This is a genomic window from Saccharopolyspora flava, from assembly GCF_900116135.1.
GTDB classification, from domain to species: Bacteria; Actinomycetota; Actinomycetes; order Mycobacteriales; family Pseudonocardiaceae; genus Saccharopolyspora; species Saccharopolyspora flava.
On sequence record NZ_FOZX01000001.1, the window covers coordinates 393,123 to 410,575 of the forward strand.

Consider the following 17,453-nt stretch of genomic DNA (forward strand, 5'->3'; position numbering starts at 1 on the left):
CGTCCGAAATTACCGGGCCAGGGCCAGCCAGTCGGCGTAGAAGAGGCCGACGCCGAACATGCAGCTGATGCCGGCCAGCACCCAGAAGCGGATGATGACCGTGGTCTCGGCCCAGCCCGCCAGCTCGAAGTGGTGGTGGAACGGGGCCATCCGGAACAGCCGTCGACGGGTCGTCCGGAACACCACGATCTGCAGCACCACCGACAGCGCCTCGACGACGAACACGCCACCGATGATGATCATCAGCAGTTCGGTGCGGGTCGCCATCGACAGACCGGCCAGCAGACCGCCCAGCGCCAGCGAACCGGTGTCACCCATGAAGATCTTCGCCGGGGCCGCGTTCCACCACAGGAACCCGACGCAGGCGGCCATCGCCGCCGCGGCGACCACCGCGATGTCCAGCGGGTCGCGGACCGTGTAGCAGCCCGGGGCCGGACCGGCGCCGAAGCAGTCGTTGCGCAGCTGCCAGAACGAGATCAGCACGTAGGTCGCCAGCACCATCGCCGCCGTGCCACCGGCCAGGCCGTCCATGCCGTCGGTGAAGTTCACGGCGTTGGACCAGCCGCTGATCGCGATGTAGGCGAAGATCACGAACCCGACCGCGCCGAACGAGATCACCGTGATGTCCCGCAGGAACGACAGGTCCACCGACGCCGGCGTGACGCCGTTGCGGTTGGGGAACTGGATCGCCAGGATCGCGAACAGCACCGAGGCCACCAGCTGACCGACCAGCTTCGCGGTCTTGTTCAGGCCGAGGTTGCGCTGCTTGCGGATCTTGATGAAGTCGTCGAGGAACCCGACGATGCCCAGCGCCGTGGTCAGCCCCAGCACCAGCAGCCCGGTGGCCGTGGGCTGATCGCCCATCACCAGGTGGGTCACCAGGTAGCCGCACCACATCGCGACCAGGATGGCCATGCCGCCCATCGTCGGCGTGCCGCGCTTGGCGGAGTGCTGGCCCTGCACCTCCTCGCGGATCTCCTGCCCGAAGCCCTGCCGGGAGAACACCCGGATCAGGTAAGGCGTGAACAGGATCGAGACGACGAGCGCCACCGCGGCGGAAATCAGAATCGGCTTCACTGCTGCTGCTCTCCATTAGCGCCATCGGCGAACAACGCTTCCGCGACCCGCCACAGCCCGGCGGAGTTGGACGCCTTGGTCAAGACCACATCACCGGGGCGCAGCTCGGCGCGCAGCAGCGCGACGGCCGCGTCGATGTCCGGAACCAGCACCGATTCCTCTCCCCACGACCCCTCCAGCGACGCGGCCTGGTGCATCGCCTGGGCCTGTTCGCCGACCACCACGAGCCGGTCGATGTTCAGCCGGACGGCCAGCCGCCCGATCTCGTCGTGCGCCTCCACGTCGGCGTCGCCGAGCTCGGCCATCGGCCCGAGCACGGCCCACGCCCGCGCGGGACGCCCCCGGGTCATCGCGGCCAGCGTCTTCAGCGCGGCGCGCACCGACTCGGGGTTGGCGTTGTAGGCGTCGTTGACGACGGTGACGCCGCCCGGGGTCTCGGCGACCTCCATGCGGCGGGCCGAGACGCGCTCGACCGCGCCCAGGCGCTCGGCGACCTGCGGCAGCGCGGCACCCAGCTCCAGCGCGACGGCCGCGGCCGACAGCGCGTTGCCGACGTGGTGCTCGCCGAACAGCGGCAGCGTCACCCGCTCCTTGCCGGCCTCGGTGACCAGCGTGAACGTGGGCCGCGCCTGCTCGTCGACCTCGACGTCCTCCGCGCGCACGTGCGCGTTCGGGGACTCGCCGACGAACACCACGCGCGCCCGGGTCCGCTCGGCCATCGCCGCCACCAGCGGGTCGTCGGCGTTGAGCACCGCGACGCCGTCCTCGGGAAGTGACTCGACGAGCTCGCCCTTGGCCTGCGCGACCGCCTCCTGCGAGCCGAACTCGCCGAGGTGCGCGTGACCGACGTTGAGCACCACGCCGATGCGCGGCGGCGCGACCTCGCAGAGGGCCGCGATGTGCCCGACGCCGCGAGCCGACAGCTCCAGCACCAGGTGCCGGGTGCTCTCGTCGGCGCGCAGCACCGTCCAGGGGTGGCCGAGCTCGTTGTTGAACGAGCCGGGCGGCGCGACCGTCGGCCCCATCGGGGTCAGCAGCTGCGCGATCAGGTCCTTGGTGGACGTCTTGCCGGACGAGCCGGTCACGCCCACGACGGCCAGCTGCGGGAGCCGGTCCACGACGTGGCGGGCCAGCTTCGCCAGCCCGGTGAGCACGGCGGCGCCGGTGCCGTCGGTGTCGCCCGCCAGCGCCATCGCGCCCGACCGCTCTCCGACCGGCGCCGTGGGCACCAGCACTGCGGGGGCGTCCACCTCGCGCGCGGCGAGCACGCCGGTCGCGCCGTCGGCGATCGCCTGCGCGGCGAAGTCGTGCCCGTCGACGCGTTCTCCCGGCACGGCCACGAACAGCCCGCCGTCGGTGATCTTGCGCGAGTCGAACTCGACCCCGGCGCTGACGATCTCCGAACCTTCCGCACGGTGAAGCCTGCCGTCCACCGCCGAAGCGATGTCAGCGAGGCTGAGCCGGATCAACCTGCCTCCTCGGTGTTCTCGCGCGACACCCGCGCCCGGCAGGCCGGGTTGGCACCCGGCCTCCTGGTCTGCTGCCCAGCGTTGCGGCGCTCACGCGCCCGCTGTGGTGTCCCGCCCCCGACGATCTTGGGTTTCTTCGTTGCGGCCAAGCCTATGGCGCAGCGCGGCGGCCAGCTCCTCCCGGTCCGAGAAGGGGTGCACCACGCCCGCCACCTCCTGTCCTGTCTCGTGGCCCTTGCCCGCGACGACCACGATGTCGCCGGGCTTGGCGCGTTCGACCGCGGCGACGATGGCCGCGCGGCGGTCGCCGATCTCGATCACCTCACCACGCTCGCCGGTGGGCACCTCCTGGGCCCCCGCCAGCATCGCGGCCCGGATGTCGGCCGGGTCCTCGCTCCGCGGGTTGTCGTCGGTGACGATGAGCAGCCCCGACCGCCGTGCGGCGGCCTCGCCCATCAGGGGTCGCTTGGCGGTGTCGCGATCGCCTCCGCAGCCCAGGACGACGATGACGTCACCGTCGACCTGCGCCCGCGCGGCGTCCAGCACGGCCGAGACCGCGCCGGGCTTGTGCGAGTAGTCCACCACAGCGGTGAAGTCCTGCCCGAGCGCGACACGCTCCATCCGGCCCGGCACGTCGACCTCGGCCAGGCCTCGCTCGATGGCCTCGCTCGGCACCCCGGCGGCGTGCAGCACGCCGATCGCCAGCAGCGCGTTGGCCACGTTGAACGGGCCGGGCAGGCGCAGCCGGATCGGCAGCTCCAGGCCGTCCGGGCCGTGCGCGGTGAAGGTCTGCTCGCCGGTCGGGTAGGCGGTGACGTCGGTGGCGGTCCAGTCGGCGTCGCCGGTCTCGGTGGAGACCGTGATCGTGCCGGGCTTGACCAGCCTGCGGCCCCAGTCGCCGTCGACGCACACAACCTCGCGCTCGGCGCGGCCGTCGAACAGCAGCGCCTTCGCCTGGAAGTAGTCCTCCAGGTCGCGGTGGAAGTCCAGGTGGTCCTGGGACAGGTTGCTGAAGGCGCCCACGGCGAAGCGGGTTCCCGACACGCGGCCCATCGCCAGCGCGTGGCTGGAGACCTCCATCGCGACCGTGCTGACGTCGTGCTCGACCATCACGGCCAGCAGCGCCTGCAGGTCGGGGGCCTCGGGGGTGGTGAAGGCGCTGTCCAGGCGCTCGCCGGCGATGCGGGTCTCCACCGTGCCGATCTGGCCGGTGGTGAGCCCGGCGGCGTTGAGCGCGGACTCCAGCAGGTAGCTGGTGGTGGTCTTGCCGGACGTGCCGGTGACGCCGAGGATCTGCAGCTTGCTGGAGGGGTCGCCGTAGATCAGCGCGGAGGCCCTGCCGAGGACGCCGCGCGGGTCGTCGTGCTCCAGCAGGGCGACGCGGCCCTCGCGCACGGCGGGGTGCTCGGTCAGCTCGGCGCGGAGGATCCCCTCGGCGTCGGTGAGCACCGCGTGCGCGCCCGCGTCCAGCGCCTGCTCGGCGAAGTCGGCACCGTGCACGCGCACGCCGGGCAGGGCGGCGAAGACGTCGCCGGAACGCACGTGTTGCGCGCGGAGTGTGGCCCCGGTGACCGCCACGTCAGCAGCGGGACAACCGGGTACGCGCACCACGCGCGCGCCGATCTCATCGGCGAGCTTTTTGATCGCCACCGGCTCGACGTGGGTGGGTCGAGGCGGGGCGGTCGCGACCGCGGAAGGCACGTCGCGCAAGGCTACCGGTACCACCGGCGGACGCATCTCCATGGTCGCCCACCCGTTCGGCCGCCTCGGCACTGCTCCGAACCGAGCAACGACCGGCCGGGCGCGACCCGGTTCGCGCGGCCGGTCTCGACACCCCGTGCACGACCGTTCCGAAGCGTGACGAGACGAGGCCGCGGTGTCCGTTTTCCCGGCTCGCAGGGGCCACGACCGAACCCGGCCGAACCCCCACCCCACGACATTCCGGACCTATAACGTTCCGAAGTCCCGCCAGAAATTCACGAACCCCGATCCACTCACGTGAAAAATCACCACCCCACCCCAGGTCAAAACCTGCGGTATTCGTCGGGTCAAAAACCGCGGTATTCGACCCGACGAAAACCGCAGGTTTTGACCGGTCGAATACCGCAGGTTTTGACCCGGGGAAGGGGTCAGTGGCCGTCTCGGGGGACGTAGCGGCCGGACTTGCCGACGAGGAAGTCGAGGTCGGCTCCGTCGGAGGCCTGCAGGACGTGGTCGTAGTAGAGGCGCTGCCAGCCCCGCTCGTAGGGGTTGTCGGGGTCCTTCCACTCGGCGCGGCGCCGCTCGAACTCCTCCTCGGAGATCTCCAGGTCCAGCGTCCGGTTGGGCACGTCGATGCTGATCGTGTCGCCGGTGCGGACGAAGGCCAGCGGACCGCCCGCGGCCGCCTCGGGCGTGACGTGCAGGATCACCGTGCCGTAGGCGGTGCCGCTCATGCGGCCGTCGGAGATGCGGACGATGTCGTCGAACCCGGCGTCCTGCACCTTCTTCGGCACCGGCACGTTGGCGACCTCCGGCATCCCGGGGTAGCCCTTCGGCCCGGCGTTGCGCACCACCAGCACGGTGTTCTCGTCGACGTCGAGGTCGTCGTCGGAGCAGACCGCGTAGTACTCGTCGACGTCCTCGAAGACCCGGGCCGTGCCCCGGTGCACCAGCAGCCTCGGCGAGGCCGCCGACTGCTTGATCACCGCACCGCCGGGCGCCAGCGAGCCGCGCAGCACGGCGGTGCCGGTGCCGACGGCCTGGAACGGCTCGTCGAAGGAGGTGATGACCTCCCGGTTGTGCACCTCGGCGTCGGCGATGTTCTCGCCCATGGTCTTGCCGTTGACGGTGATGGCCTCGCGGTCGACCAGGTCGCCGAGCTCCTTGAGCACCGCAGGGAGCCCGCCCGCGTAGCAGAAGTCCTCCATCAGGAACTTGCCGCTGGGCTGCAGGTTCACCAGCGTCGGCACCTCGCGGGTGTCGAGGTCGAAGTCGTCGACGGTGAGCTCCACGCCCACCCGCTTGGCGATCGCGATCAGGTGCACCACGGCGTTGGTGGATCCGCCGATGGCGGCGTTGGCGCGGATGGCGTTGCGGAACGCCTCGCGGGTCAGGACGTCGGAGGGCTTGAGGTCCTCGGCGACCATCTCCACGATCCGCTGCCCGGTCTGCTGCGCGGTCGCGTAGCGGCGGGCGTCGACGGCCGGCCAAGACGCGGCGTAGGGCAGCTGCATGCCCAGCGCCTCGACGATGCAGGCCATGGTGGAGGCGGTGCCCATCGTCATGCAGTGCCCGTTGGAGCGGGACATGCAGCCCTCGATGAAGTAGCACTCCTCCTGGTCGATCTTGCCCGCGACCAGGTCGGCCTCGGCCTGCCACACGGCGGTACCGGAACCGATGTCGGTGCCCCGGTACTTGCCGTTGAGCATCGGACCGCCGGTGAGCATCACGGCCGGCAGGTCGACGCTGGAGGCCGCCATCAGCAGCCCCGGCGTCGTCTTGTCGCAGCCGGACAGCAGCACCAGGCCGTCGAGCGGGTTGGCGCGGATGGTCTCCTCGGCCTGCATGGCCAGCAGGTTCCGGTAGAGCATCGTGGTCGGGCGCATCAGCGTCTCGCCGAGCGCCATGTTCGGGAACTCCAGCGGGAACCCGCCCGCCTGCCACACGCCGCGCTTGACGGATTCGGCGATGCGCTGCTGATGGGCGTTGCACGGAGCCAGTTCCGACCAGGTGGTGCCGATGCCGATGACCGGTCTGCCGTCGAACACCTCGTCGCTGTAGCCCTGGTTCTTCACCCAGGACCGGGCGGTCATGCCCGCCCGCCCGTAGGCCCCGAACCAGCTGGCGCTGCGCCGCGGCGTGCTCATCGCGTCCTCCCGTGCTGTGGTCTCCAGCGGATGTGACCGACACAACCAGTTCGAACGACACCGCGCAATAGTCCATCCGCAATCTCGAACAGCGGTTGCCATTTCGAACACGACCGTTGACGCCGCTGATCAGCGGCCCCTACTCTCGTGATCCGCGTCACGGACGACGTTCGACATGCCGAACCTCATCGAGGAGGCCAGGTGCGACCCGAGACCCCGGCGCTGCGATCAGCGGTGCGGCGAGTCATGGTGCGGCTGATCCCGTTCCTGTTCCTGATGTACGTCATCGCGTTCCTCGACCGCGTCAACATCGGCTTCGCCAAGGAGGAGTTCCAGGCCCACACCGGGATCTCGAACGCCGCCTACGCCCTGGGCGCGGGGCTGTTCTTCATCGGCTACGCGCTGTTCGAGGTGCCCAGCAACCTGATCATGACGCGGGTCGGCGCCCGCTGGTGGATGTGCCGGATCATGGTCACCTGGGGCGTCATCTCGGCGGCGATGTCGCTGGTCAACAGCGAGTTCGTGTTCTACCTGATGCGCTTCCTGCTCGGCGTCGCCGAAGCCGGGTTCTTCCCCGGCGTGATCCTCTACATCACCTACTGGGTCCCGCACGCGTTCCGCGCCCGCTGGAACGCGCTGTTCTACTTCGGCATCCCGCTGGCCTCGGTGCTGGGCGCACCGCTGTCCGGTGCGCTGCTGGAGCTCGACGGCGTCGCCGGAATCCTGGGCTGGCAGTGGATGTTCGCCGTCGAAGGCCTCATCGCGTGCGCGGTCGGCGTGTGGGCGCTGTTCTACCTCGACGACACCCCGGCGCAGGCGAAGTGGCTCACCGAGGAGCAGCGCGGCGCGCTGCGGAGCGCGCTGGCGGCCGAGGACGAGGCCAAACCCGGCCCGCACCGGCTGCTGTCAGGTCTGGTGAACCCCCGGGTGCTGTACTTCTGCCTGATCTACTTCCTGATCCAGTGCAGCGTCTACGGCATGACGTTCTACCTGCCGACGCAGGTGTCGGAGGCCGTCGGCAGCGAGGTCGGGCTGCTGGTCGGCCTGATCACCGCGATCCCGTGGACGGTCGCGCTGATCGCGAACATCGCGGTCAACACCGCCGCGGACCGGCTGGCCCAGCCGACGAAGCGCTTCGTCGCGGCCGGCTGCGCCGCGCTGGGCTCGGTCGGCATCGCGGCCTCGGCCACCTTCGGCAACCCGGTCCTGGCCATCGCGGGCCTGTCGGTGGCCGCCGCGGGCTACATCGCGGTGCAGCCGGTGTTCTGGACGATCCCCGCCGCCTACCTCACCGGGACCGCTGCGGCGGCCGGGATCGGCCTGATCAACTCGCTGGGCAACCTCGGCGGCTTCGTCGCCCCGGTCGCCAAGACCTGGATCGAGTCGACGCTGCACTCCGACACCGCGGGCCTCTACCTCCTGGCCCTCTGCGGCTTCGCCGCCGCGGCCCTGTTCCTCACCCTCTCCCACTCCCAGGACCCCTCCCGAACACCCCGGAACCCCTCACCCACGGCGGGCTCCCAGGACAGAGGAAGTTTTCATGAAAACTGACACCCTCCCGGGACCACCACCCCGACCGGAGATCCCCGCAAAACCCCTGCACAACCCCAATTCAGACGGTCCCCTCACCCCTGAGGAGAGGGAAGTTTTCATGAAAACTTCAACTCGGGAGAGATCCCTGGGAGGGGACAGTTTTCATGAAAACTTCGACGAGAGAGGGGTTCGTGGGTGGGGACAGTTTTCATGAAAACTGTCCCCACCCACGAACGTCACTGGACCTGGAGGGTCTGCAACGGAGCGGGTTCCTTGGACAGCGGGATCTGGTACCGCTGGGTGAGGAAGGAGGCGATGCTGTTGAACAGCGGTGCCGCCGAGCTGGATTCGCGCGAGCCCGACGGCGCGTCGAGCATCAGGCCCACCACGAAACGCGGGTTGTCCGCGGGAACCATGCCGGCGAAGGTGATCCAGTACTTCGACTGGCTGTAGCAGCGGCAGTCCGGATCGATCTGCTGCGCCGTGCCCGTCTTGCCCGACACCTGGTAGCCCGGCAGCGCCGCCGCCGAACCCGTGCCGTCGTTGGCACTGCCCGGACCGTTCTGCACCACCGCGCGCAGCATGTCCCTGACCGTGTGCGCCGTCTGCGGGCTCACCACCCGCACCGGCTCCGGACGCGGCCGCTCCACGCGAGTGCCGTCCGGGCGCACCTCGGCCTCGATGATGCGCGGCGGCATCCGCACGCCGTCGTTGGCGATGGCCTGGTACATGCCGGCCATCTGCAGCACCGTCATCGACAGGCCCTGCCCGATCGGCAGGTTCGCGAACGTCGAGCCCGACCAGTTCTCCCGCGCCGGGAGGCTGCCGCCGCTCTCGCCGGGCAGCCCGATGCCGGTCGGCTTGCCGAGCCCGAAGGCCTTCGCGAGGTCGTACCAGCGCTGCTCGCCGAGCTGCTGGGCCACCATCAGCGTCCCCACGTTGGAGGACTTGCCCAGCACGCCGGTGAAGGTCAGCCCGATCGTGCCGTGGTCCCAGGCATCGCCGACGGTGCGGTCGGCGACCTTGATGCTGCCCGGCACCTGCAGCACCTGATCCGGCTTGACCAGGCCGTTCTCGATCGCCCCCGCCGCGGTGATCACCTTGTTCACCGAGCCGGGCTCGTACGGGGTGGTCACCGCCGGGTTGCCGAGGTTGCCGACCCACGGTCCGCGCGGGTCGAAGGTCTTGTCGTTGGCCAGCGCGTAGACCTCACCGGTCTTGGCGTCGAGAACCACGGCGCTGGCGTTCTTCGCGCCCGCCCGCGCGGCGTAGTCCGACACCTCCCGCTGCACCATGTACTGCAGGTCGGAGTCCAGCGTCAGCTGCACGTCGGAGCCCGGCGTGGCCGGTTCCAGCTCCCGCTCGGTGCCCGGGATGACCAGGCTGGAGCCCATCGCGGTGTCGGAGACCTTGGTGCCGTTGCGGCCGGCGAGGACGTCGTCCATCGCGGCCTCCAGGCCGATCTGGCCCTCGACCTTGCGGTCGTCCATCCGCCAGTTCGCGGCTCCTATGACGTTGGCCGCCAGGTTGCCCGCCGGGTACTCGCGGGTCGCGCGGTACTCGGCACCGATGTGCGGGTACTTCTCGGTGATCAGGTTGGCCTTGCTGGGGTCGATCTCCGGCCCGAAGTAGGTGAACCCGGCGTCCTTGAACAGCGCGTCGAGCACTTCCTGCTCGGTGATCTGCCCGGGCAGCGTCTTGGCGATGAACCGGGCGACCTCCTGCTTGTACTGCGCCGAGGTCGGTTTGCTCGGGTCCTTGGCGTGCTGCTCGTCGAAGTCGCGGGTGAGCTGACGCGGGTTGGCGTAGAGCTGACGCGCCTCGCTGGAGAAGGCGAGCACGGTGGAGTTGCGGTCCACGATGGACCCGCGGTCGGCGGGGATCGCGTCCTTGGTGATCCGCTGCTTCTCGGCCTGGCTGGACAGCGCACCGGCCTCCACGCCCTGGACCTGGACGAGCTTGACACCGGCCACCAGCAACGCGATGACCATGAGCAACCGCCCGACCAACAACCGCCGGTTGCTGCCGGCGACGTTGGTGCGGGCGGTGCGACCTCGAGCCTGGGGCCTGCGCGGCATCAGCGCCCCATCGCCTGCGCCGCGGCCGGGTCCTGCTGCGGAGCGGGCTGGGCGGGCGCGGCCGGAGCACCGGCCTGACCCGGCGCACCCGCCTGCTGCGGCGCGGGCTGCCCCGGAGTCGGCTGGCCCGGAACCGGCTGGCCGGGCACGACCGGCGGAGCCGGCGGCGCGGGCGGCGGCGGGGCGACGGCCTTCTCCGGCTCACCCACGACCACGACCGAACCGTCCGGCTGCGGCACCAGGTGCGCGGGCGCCGGGGCCTTGACCATGCCCAGCTCCTGCTCGGCGCGGCGCTGGATCTCCGGCGTCGAACCCATCGTGCTGACGTCGCGCTGCAGCTGCTCCTTGCGCTCGTTGAGCACGTTGAGCCGCGTCTCGCCCTCCTGCAGCCGGTAGCTGCCGGACACCGCCGAGATCGACAGCCACAGGGTCGCGGCCAGGCCGGTGGCCAGCACCACCATCACGACCACGACCAGCGGCAGCCGGGCCAGGGTCGAGACGCGATCGTGCACCAGCTGCCGGGCGCGCGGCATCGCCGCGACGGGACGCCGCTCCTCGGCGCCCTGCCGGATCTGGCGCGGGCGGCGCACCGACTGGTCGCGGCGCTCCTCCCGCCGCGCGTAGGCGCGCTCGGCCGCGGCCGAGCGGGTCCGGCGCTTGTCGGACTTCTTCGGCGACGACTTCAGCCCGGAGGGCTGGGTCGTGCGGGTCTTCTCCGCGGTCTGGGCCTCGGTTCGTGACGCCGCGTTGGCACGTGCAGGTGCAGTCATGTCGCCTCCTCGCCGTTGCCCCCGCGGATCCGCTCGGCGGCGCGCAGCCGCACCGAAGCCGCCCTGGGGTTGGTTTCGATCTCGTCGGCACCGGCCTGCTCGGCGCCCCGGGTGAGCAGCCGGAATTCCGGCCCGTGCCCGGGGAGTTCGACCGGCAGGTCGACCGGGGTGCGGGACTTCACGCGGTCGGCGAGCTCCCGCTTGGTGATCTTGTCCTCCAGCGAGTGGTAGGACATGACCGCGATCCGGCCGCCCGGCGCCAGCGAGTCCAGCGCCGCGGGCAGCGCCCGCTCGAGCACGTCGAGCTCGGCGTTGACCTCGATGCGCAGCGCCTGGAACGTGCGCTTGGCCGGGTGGCCGCCGGTGCGCCTGCTGGCGGCCGGGACCGTGCTGTAGAGCAGCTCGACCAGCCGCGCGCTGGTGCTGAAGGGTTCCTTCTCGCGCTCGCGGATGACCGCCGAGGCGATCTTGCCCGCGAACTTCTCCTCGCCGTAGACCCGCAGGATCCGGGCGAGGTCCTCGTGCGGATAGGTGTTGAGGATGTCGGCCGCGGTCCGCGGCGCCCCCGAGTCCATCCGCATGTCCAGCGGCGCGTCCTGCGCGTAGGCGAAACCGCGGCCGGCCTCGTCCAGCTGCAGCGAGGACACGCCCAGGTCGAACAGCGCGGCGTCCACGGTGGACAGTCCGAGCTCGTCGAGCACCCGGTCCCACTCGTCGTAGACCGCGTGCACCAGGTCGATCCGGTCGGCGTAGGGCGCGAGCCGCTCCCCCGCCAGGCGCAGCGCGTCCGGGTCCCGGTCGAGCCCGATCAGGCGCAGCCCGGGGTGCGCGGCCAGCATCGCCTCGGAGTGCCCGCCCATGCCGAGCGTGGCGTCGACGACCACCGCCCCGTCCCGGGACAGCGCGGGCTCCAGCAGCTCCAGCGTGCGCTCCAGCAGCACCGGCACGTGCTTGTCGCGGGCGGAACCGCCCGTCTCATGCGGCTTGTCGGCCACTGCGGTCCCTCCCTCCCGCGTGCCGTTCTTGCTCATAACCAGCGATCGGTGCGCACCCGTCAGTGCGCACCGACCGCCGTTGCGTCAATCCCCCTCTGGCGCCGGATCCCGTCAGGTCCCCGCCCGCCCGTCGCTTCCTGGTGCCGGGGAAGATGCACCAGGAGGCGAAAGCCGAGCGGACCGAGGCCTCACGAAACCCGACCGTCACGCCTAGAACACGCCGGGCAGCACCTCCTCCTGCGCCTGGGCGTAGCCCTCCTCGTGCTCGTCGAGGTAGGTCTGCCACCTGTCCGCCTGCCAGATCTCCAGGCGGGTGATCGCACCGATGACCACGCATTCCTTGTTCAGTTCCGCGTAGCGCCGCAGCTCCGGTGCGATGGAGATCCGCCCCTGGCCGTCGGGACGCTGCTCGTCGGTTCCGGCGAACAGGTACCGCTGGTAGGCGCGCACCGCCTCGTTGGTGAACGGAGCCTCGGCGACCTTGCGCGCCATCTGCTCGAACTCGTCGCGCGGGAAGACGTAGAGGCAGTGGTCCTGTCCCTTGGTGACCATCAGACCCCCCGCCAGTGCGTCCCGGAACTTCGCCGGCAGCGTCAAGCGCCCCTTGTCGTCGAGCTTGGGGTGATGGGTGCCGAGAAACATCCCGGTCCACCTCCCCCGGCCCGGATCCCCTCAGCCGACGACTGCTCCGCACCGGAAACCGACGCGGGATTCAACTGCCGACGAAGGCAGCAGGACCCCCTTTTGCCCCACCGCGCCCCACAGTACCCCACTTCGCTCCACCGTCAACACGAAACGCCCCGCTCACCCCGGTGTGATCATCGACGTTTCCGCAGGTAGTGCGCCGTGGGGGCGAAGTGGGGGAAATCGGGGCGCCGCGCAGGCCCCCACCCCACCACGCACCACCGTCGGCGCACCAGCCACGATGGGCGGGGGCATGGCGAAAACCGCCGGTCAGCACGCGTGTAGATCAACTGCGCGGGCGGCCGGTTATGCTCAGTCCGTTCGGGGCCCGGCATCGACCGCGCTCCGGTGGTGGGGTGAAGTGGGGCAGCGCGGCCCCGGCTCCACCGGCCCGGTCCGGGTGTCCCTCCCGGCATCCCCGGTCCGCGGGCCCGACACGGCCGGGAGGGCGAAATCCAGGAGGTGGCGTGACGCCGAAAACCCAGCTGACCGGCGCGTCCGGTCCGACGACCGGCGCGTCCGCCCCGGCCGCGCCCGGCATCGACCGCGTGCACGGCACCATCCAGCGCATCGCCGCCAACGTCGAGCAGGTCCTCGTCGGCAAGCCCGAGGTGGTCCGGATCGCGCTGGTCACCCTGCTCGCCGAGGGCCACCTGCTGGTCGAGGACGTGCCCGGGGTCGGCAAGACCTCGCTGGCCAAGGCGCTCGCGCGATCGATCGACTGCACGGTCAGCCGCATCCAGTTCACGCCCGACCTGCTGCCCAGCGACATCACCGGCGTGTCCATCTACAACCGGCAGACCGAGAACTTCGAGTTCCGCCCCGGCCCGGTGTTCGCCAACGTCGTGGTGGGCGACGAGATCAACCGCGCCTCCCCGAAGACGCAGTCGGCGCTGCTGGAGTGCATGGAGGAGCAGCAGGTCACCGTCGACGGCGACACCTACGAGCTCGGCGCCCCGTTCATGGTCATCGCCACCCAGAACCCGATCGAGATGGAGGGCACCTACGCCCTGCCCGAGGCCCAGCGCGACCGCTTCACCGCGCGGGTCTCCATCGGCTACCCCGATCGCAAGGCCGAGCTGGCGATGGTCGACGAGCACAGCGGGCACGACCCGCTCGGGCAGCTGCGGCCGGTCGCCGACAGCGCCGAGGTGCAGGAGCTGCTGCGCATCGTCGCCGGCGTGCACACCTCCGCCGACGTCCGCCGCTACGCGATCGACCTGGTCACCGCCACCCGCGAGCTCGCCGAGCTGCGGCTCGGCGCCTCCCCCCGCTCCACGCTGCAACTGCTGCGCGCCGCCCGCGCCCAGGCCGCGCTGGCCGGCCGCGACTTCGTCGTCCCCGACGACCTGCAAGCCGTGTCGGTCCCGGTGCTGGCGCACCGGCTGGTGCTGACCAGCGAGGCCCGCGCCGCCCGCCGCTCGGCCCCCGACCTGGTGCGGCAGCTGCTGGAGCGCATCCCGGTGCCGCGCGGCGACACCCACGACGAACGAGGCTGACATGCTGTCCGGGCTGACCATCCGCGGCCGCTGCCTGCTGGCCGCGGGCGTGGCAGCCGGGATCTGCGCGCTGGTCCTCGACGAGCGGGACCTGCTGCGGGTCTCGGCCTTCGTGATCGCCTTGCCGCTGCTGTCGCTGCTGCTGTCCGGCCAGGTCCGGTTCGGCGTCGCCGCGCGCCGGGTGGTCGACCCGCCGCGGGTGCCGGTCGGGTCCCGGGCCGACGTCGAGCTGCACATCAGCGGCAGCGGCAGGCTGCCCGCCGACGGCCTGGTGCTGGAGGACGGCACCCCGCACGCGCTCGGCGACCGCCCCCGCTTCCGGCTGCCGGTGGTGCCGCGTCACGGCGGCCAGGTGGTGAGCTACCCGGTGACCCCGGCGCTGCGCGGCATCCACCACATCGGACCGCTGCGCACCTGGATCGTCGACCCGTTCGGGCTCGCCCAGTTCGAGCGCGAGCTGGCCGGGCGCTCCCGGCTGGTGGCGACCCCGCAGGTCGTCGAGCTCGCCGGGCTGCCCGCCGATTCCGGGCTGGGCACCGGTGAGGACGGCACCGCGCGGATGCGCGCCGGGCACGGCGAGGACGACGCGATGGTCCGCCAGTACCGGCAGGGCGACGACATCCGCCGGGTGCACTGGAAGTCCACCGCGCGCCGCGACGAGCTGATGGTGCGGGTGGAGGAGCGGCCCTGGCACGGCGGCGTCACGGTGCTGCTGGACCGCCGCTCGGCCGCGCACCGCGGCAACGGCCCGAACAGCAGCGTCGAGTGGGCGGTCTCGGCGGTCGCCAGCATCTGCCTGCACCTCGCCCAGCACGGCCAGCAGGTCCGGCTGGTCACCGAGGACGGACATCCGCTGACCCGCGGCATCGGCGGCGACGACGGCGCGCACGACGAGGTGCTGCTCGACGCGCTGGCCGCCGTGCGCCCCTCCCCGCAGCGCGACCTGCAGTGCAGCCGCGACCCCGGCGACGGGCACGAGCTGATCGCGGTCCTCGGCGAGGTCACCACCGCGGGCGTGGCGGAGCTGACCAAGCTCCGCCCGCAGGAGACCCGCAGCCTCGCGGTGCTGCTGCAGGTGCGCTCGTGGAACGGCGACGGCGGCGGGGTGGACGTCGAGGAGTCGGCGCGCACGCTGCGCGCGGCGGGCTGGAACGTCGTGGTGGCCGACGGGCCCACGACCCCGATCTCCGAGGTGTGGCGGGAGCTGTGCGGGCAGACGAGGTCCGAGAGCACGGGACTGATGGCGTGAGCGCGAAGGAGACCGGTTCCCTCGACACCTCGCTGGTCGCCTCGGCGGCCGGCGCGGTGGCGGTGCTGTGCGCCTCGGCGTCGTTCGCCGGGGTGCTGGGCGATGCGCGCTGGGTGTTCCCGGCGGCGGTCGCGGTGCTGATCGTGGTGGGCGCGGGCGCGCTGGGCAGGCACCTGGGCTGGCCGACCGCCGGCACCGTCGCCGCGCAGCTGGCGGCGCTGCTGGTGACGTTGACGGCGATGTTCGCCGGTTCGAGCGCGGTGCTGGGCGTGCTGCCCGGTCCGGCCGCGTTCGTCGAGCTGTCCCGGCTGCTGGGCGGCACCGGCGAGCTGATCCGCACCGGCGTGCCCCCGGTGCCGGCCGATCCCCCGCTGCAGGCGCTGGTGTGCCTGGGCCTGGGCGTGGTGGCGCTGCTGGTGGACCTGATCGCGGTGGGCATCGGCATGCCCGCGGTGACCGGGCTGGTGCTGCTGTGCGTGTTCGCGATCCCCGCGTCGCTGGCCGAGAAGATGCTGCCCTGGTGGTCGTTCGCGCTGGGTGGCGCGGGCTACGCGCTGCTGCTCGCCGCGGGTGGCCATCACCGCCGGTGGCAGCGCTACGAGGAGCCGGACCGGGTGGCCTACGCGCTGTTCGGGCGGACCACGGCGGTCGTCGCGGGCACCGCCGGGGTGATCGCGGTGCTGGCCGGGTCGGTGTTCACCGGGGTCGGCACCGAGGGCCGGTTGCCGGGGTCGGTACCGGAGGAGTTCGGCGGCACCGACGGCATCGGGCTGCAGCCGTTCACCTCGCTGCGCGGCCAGCTCAACCGGGACAAGGTGGTGGAGCTGTTCCGGGTCCGCGGCCTGCAGCAGGACAGCTACCTGCGGGCGATGACGCTGCGCAAGTTCGACCCGCGCACCGGATGGCAGCTCGACGGCCTCACCCAGGGCGTGGACGCCGGTGCCCCGCTGCCGCTGCCGGAGGGCACGACGATCGGGCGCGGCAGGCCCGAGCGCATCGAGGTCCAGCCGATCGGCTACCGGGACCCGTGGCTGCCGGTGTTCGGCACCCCGGTGTCGGTGACCGGCATGGGCCGGAACTGGCGCTACGACCCGGCCGCCGGGATCGTGTTCACCCAGACCAACCAGGAGACGCGGCCCTACACCCAGCAGGTGATCGTCCCGGACCCGTCGCCGGACGAGCTGCGCAACGCGCGCGGGCCGATGCCGATCGACCCCGCCTACGTCGACGCCTCCGGCATCTCGCCGCAGGTCGCGCAGCTGGCGCAGCGGCTGACCGCCGACGCGCCGACCGAGTTCGACAAGGCGGTGGCGCTCAACCGGTACTTCACCGATCCGGCCAACGGGTTCCGCTACGACCTGGCGACCGCCCCCTCGACCGGGCAGGACGCGTTGAGCGACTTCCTGTTCCGGGGCAAGCGCGGGTTCTGCGAGCAGTACGCGTCGTCGATGGCGGTGCTGCTGCGCTCGATCGGCATCCCGTCGCGGGTGGCGGTCGGCTTCACCGCCGGGTACCAGGACGGCACCGAGCAGGTGATCACCACCGAGGACGCGCACGCGTGGGTGGAGGCCTACTTCCCGGGCTGGGGCTGGCAGACGTTCGACCCGACGCCGCTGAGCGACGGGCGCACGGCGCTGCCGCAGTTCCTGGACACCGCGCTGCACCCGCCGCAGGCGGCTCCGGCGCCGGTGCCGGGTCAGCCGCAGCCCGCCCCGGCACCGGGTGCGCCGGTGCCGCCCACCGCGGGCGTGCCCGCCGACCAGCCGGACGCCCGCGACGTGCCGCAGCAGCGCCGCGAACCGGAGGATCGCGGCTGGTCGGTGACGCTGCTGGTGCTGGTGGTGCTGCTGGCGTGCGCGGGCGCGGCGACGCCGCTGGCGGTGCGCGAGATCCGGCGCGGTCAGCGGCTGCAGGCGATCACCGAGGGCCGCGCGGGCGCGGCGAGCACGGCGTGGCGGGAGGTGCTCGACGAGTTCCGCGACCGGGGCCACCGGCCGCGCGCCACCGACACCGCGCGGCAGCTCGCAGACCGGCTCGTCACCGACCACGAGCTCGACGCCACCGGAGTGGACGCGCTGAAGAGCCTGATCACGGCCGTGGAGCGGGAGTGGTACGCGCCGTCCGCGCAGCCCGACGGCACGCTCGCGGACACGCTGCGGACGATCACCACGAGCCTGCGGGAGAACGCGCCGCTGGACTTGCGGTCCCGGCTGTTCCCCCGGTCGGCGCTGCCGCCGTGGCGCGGCTGAGG

General features: G+C 71.9%; 12 protein-coding genes. 4 read left to right on the plus strand and 8 right to left on the minus strand.

Annotated features, from left to right (window positions below):
- Positions 1-9: 9 nt before the first annotated feature.
- From mraY to BM424_RS01730, 4 genes are all read right to left on the minus strand, one after another.
- Positions 10-1,077 (minus strand): phospho-N-acetylmuramoyl-pentapeptide-transferase, encoded by a 1,068-nt coding sequence (gene mraY / locus BM424_RS01715; protein WP_093413166.1) that lies wholly within the window; start codon positions 1,075-1,077, stop codon positions 10-12.
- Entirely contained in the window at positions 1,074-2,546 is a 1,473-nt protein-coding gene (locus BM424_RS01720) for a UDP-N-acetylmuramoyl-tripeptide--D-alanyl-D-alanine ligase (protein WP_093413168.1), read from the minus strand. The genes mraY and BM424_RS01720 overlap by 4 nt, the downstream gene beginning before the upstream one ends.
- 90 nt (positions 2,547-2,636) lie before the next feature.
- Positions 2,637-4,283, minus strand: a complete 1,647-nt coding sequence (locus tag BM424_RS01725; RefSeq protein ID WP_175547949.1) for a UDP-N-acetylmuramoyl-L-alanyl-D-glutamate--2,6-diaminopimelate ligase — start codon at positions 4,281-4,283, stop codon at positions 2,637-2,639.
- 392 nt (positions 4,284-4,675) lie between these two features.
- Entirely contained in the window at positions 4,676-6,394 is a 1,719-nt protein-coding gene (locus BM424_RS01730; protein ID WP_093413171.1) for an IlvD/Edd family dehydratase, read from the minus strand.
- Between the two features lie 201 nt (positions 6,395-6,595).
- On the opposite strand from BM424_RS01730, the gene BM424_RS01735 reads away from it, so the two are divergent.
- Positions 6,596-7,945 (plus strand): MFS transporter, encoded by a 1,350-nt coding sequence (locus tag BM424_RS01735; RefSeq protein ID WP_245775545.1) that lies wholly within the window; start codon positions 6,596-6,598, stop codon positions 7,943-7,945.
- Positions 7,946-8,163: 218 nt separating this feature from the next.
- Here the strand turns inward: BM424_RS01735 and BM424_RS01740 are convergent, their stop codons facing one another.
- From BM424_RS01740 to mraZ, 4 genes are all read right to left on the minus strand, one after another.
- The gene (locus tag BM424_RS01740) at positions 8,164-10,005 is read right to left on the minus strand and encodes a peptidoglycan D,D-transpeptidase FtsI family protein (RefSeq protein ID WP_093413173.1); all 1,842 of its coding nucleotides are present in this window, start codon (positions 10,003-10,005) and stop codon (positions 8,164-8,166) included.
- The gene (gene ftsL / locus BM424_RS01745) at positions 10,005-10,775 is read right to left on the minus strand and encodes a cell division protein FtsL (protein ID WP_093413174.1); all 771 of its coding nucleotides are present in this window, start codon (positions 10,773-10,775) and stop codon (positions 10,005-10,007) included. The genes BM424_RS01740 and ftsL overlap by 1 nt, the downstream gene beginning before the upstream one ends.
- Positions 10,772-11,806, minus strand: coding sequence for a 16S rRNA (cytosine(1402)-N(4))-methyltransferase RsmH (rsmH, locus tag BM424_RS01750; protein WP_093413176.1), 1,035 nt, complete (start codon positions 11,804-11,806; stop codon positions 10,772-10,774). The genes ftsL and rsmH overlap by 4 nt, the downstream gene beginning before the upstream one ends.
- 174 nt (positions 11,807-11,980) lie before the next feature.
- Complete coding sequence (gene mraZ, locus BM424_RS01755) at positions 11,981-12,412, minus strand: division/cell wall cluster transcriptional repressor MraZ (RefSeq protein ID WP_093413177.1); 432 nt, start codon at positions 12,410-12,412, stop codon at positions 11,981-11,983.
- A gap of 509 nt (positions 12,413-12,921) precedes the next feature.
- Between mraZ and BM424_RS01760 the strand changes: the two genes are divergently transcribed.
- From BM424_RS01760 to BM424_RS01770, 3 genes are read left to right on the plus strand one after another with little or no spacing between them, the layout of a single operon-like run.
- Entirely contained in the window at positions 12,922-13,953 is a 1,032-nt protein-coding gene (locus BM424_RS01760; protein ID WP_093413179.1) for an AAA family ATPase, read from the plus strand.
- A 1-nt stretch (position 13,954) separates the two neighbouring features.
- Entirely contained in the window at positions 13,955-15,202 is a 1,248-nt protein-coding gene (locus BM424_RS01765; protein ID WP_093413180.1) for a DUF58 domain-containing protein, read from the plus strand.
- Positions 15,199-17,451 carry a transglutaminase TgpA family protein gene (locus tag BM424_RS01770; protein ID WP_093413182.1) on the plus strand — a complete coding sequence of 751 codons (2,253 nt, stop codon included), beginning with the start codon at positions 15,199-15,201 and terminating at the stop codon, positions 17,449-17,451. Before BM424_RS01765 ends, BM424_RS01770 begins: the two co-directional genes overlap by 4 nt.
- The last annotated feature ends 2 nt before the right edge of the window (positions 17,452-17,453 follow it).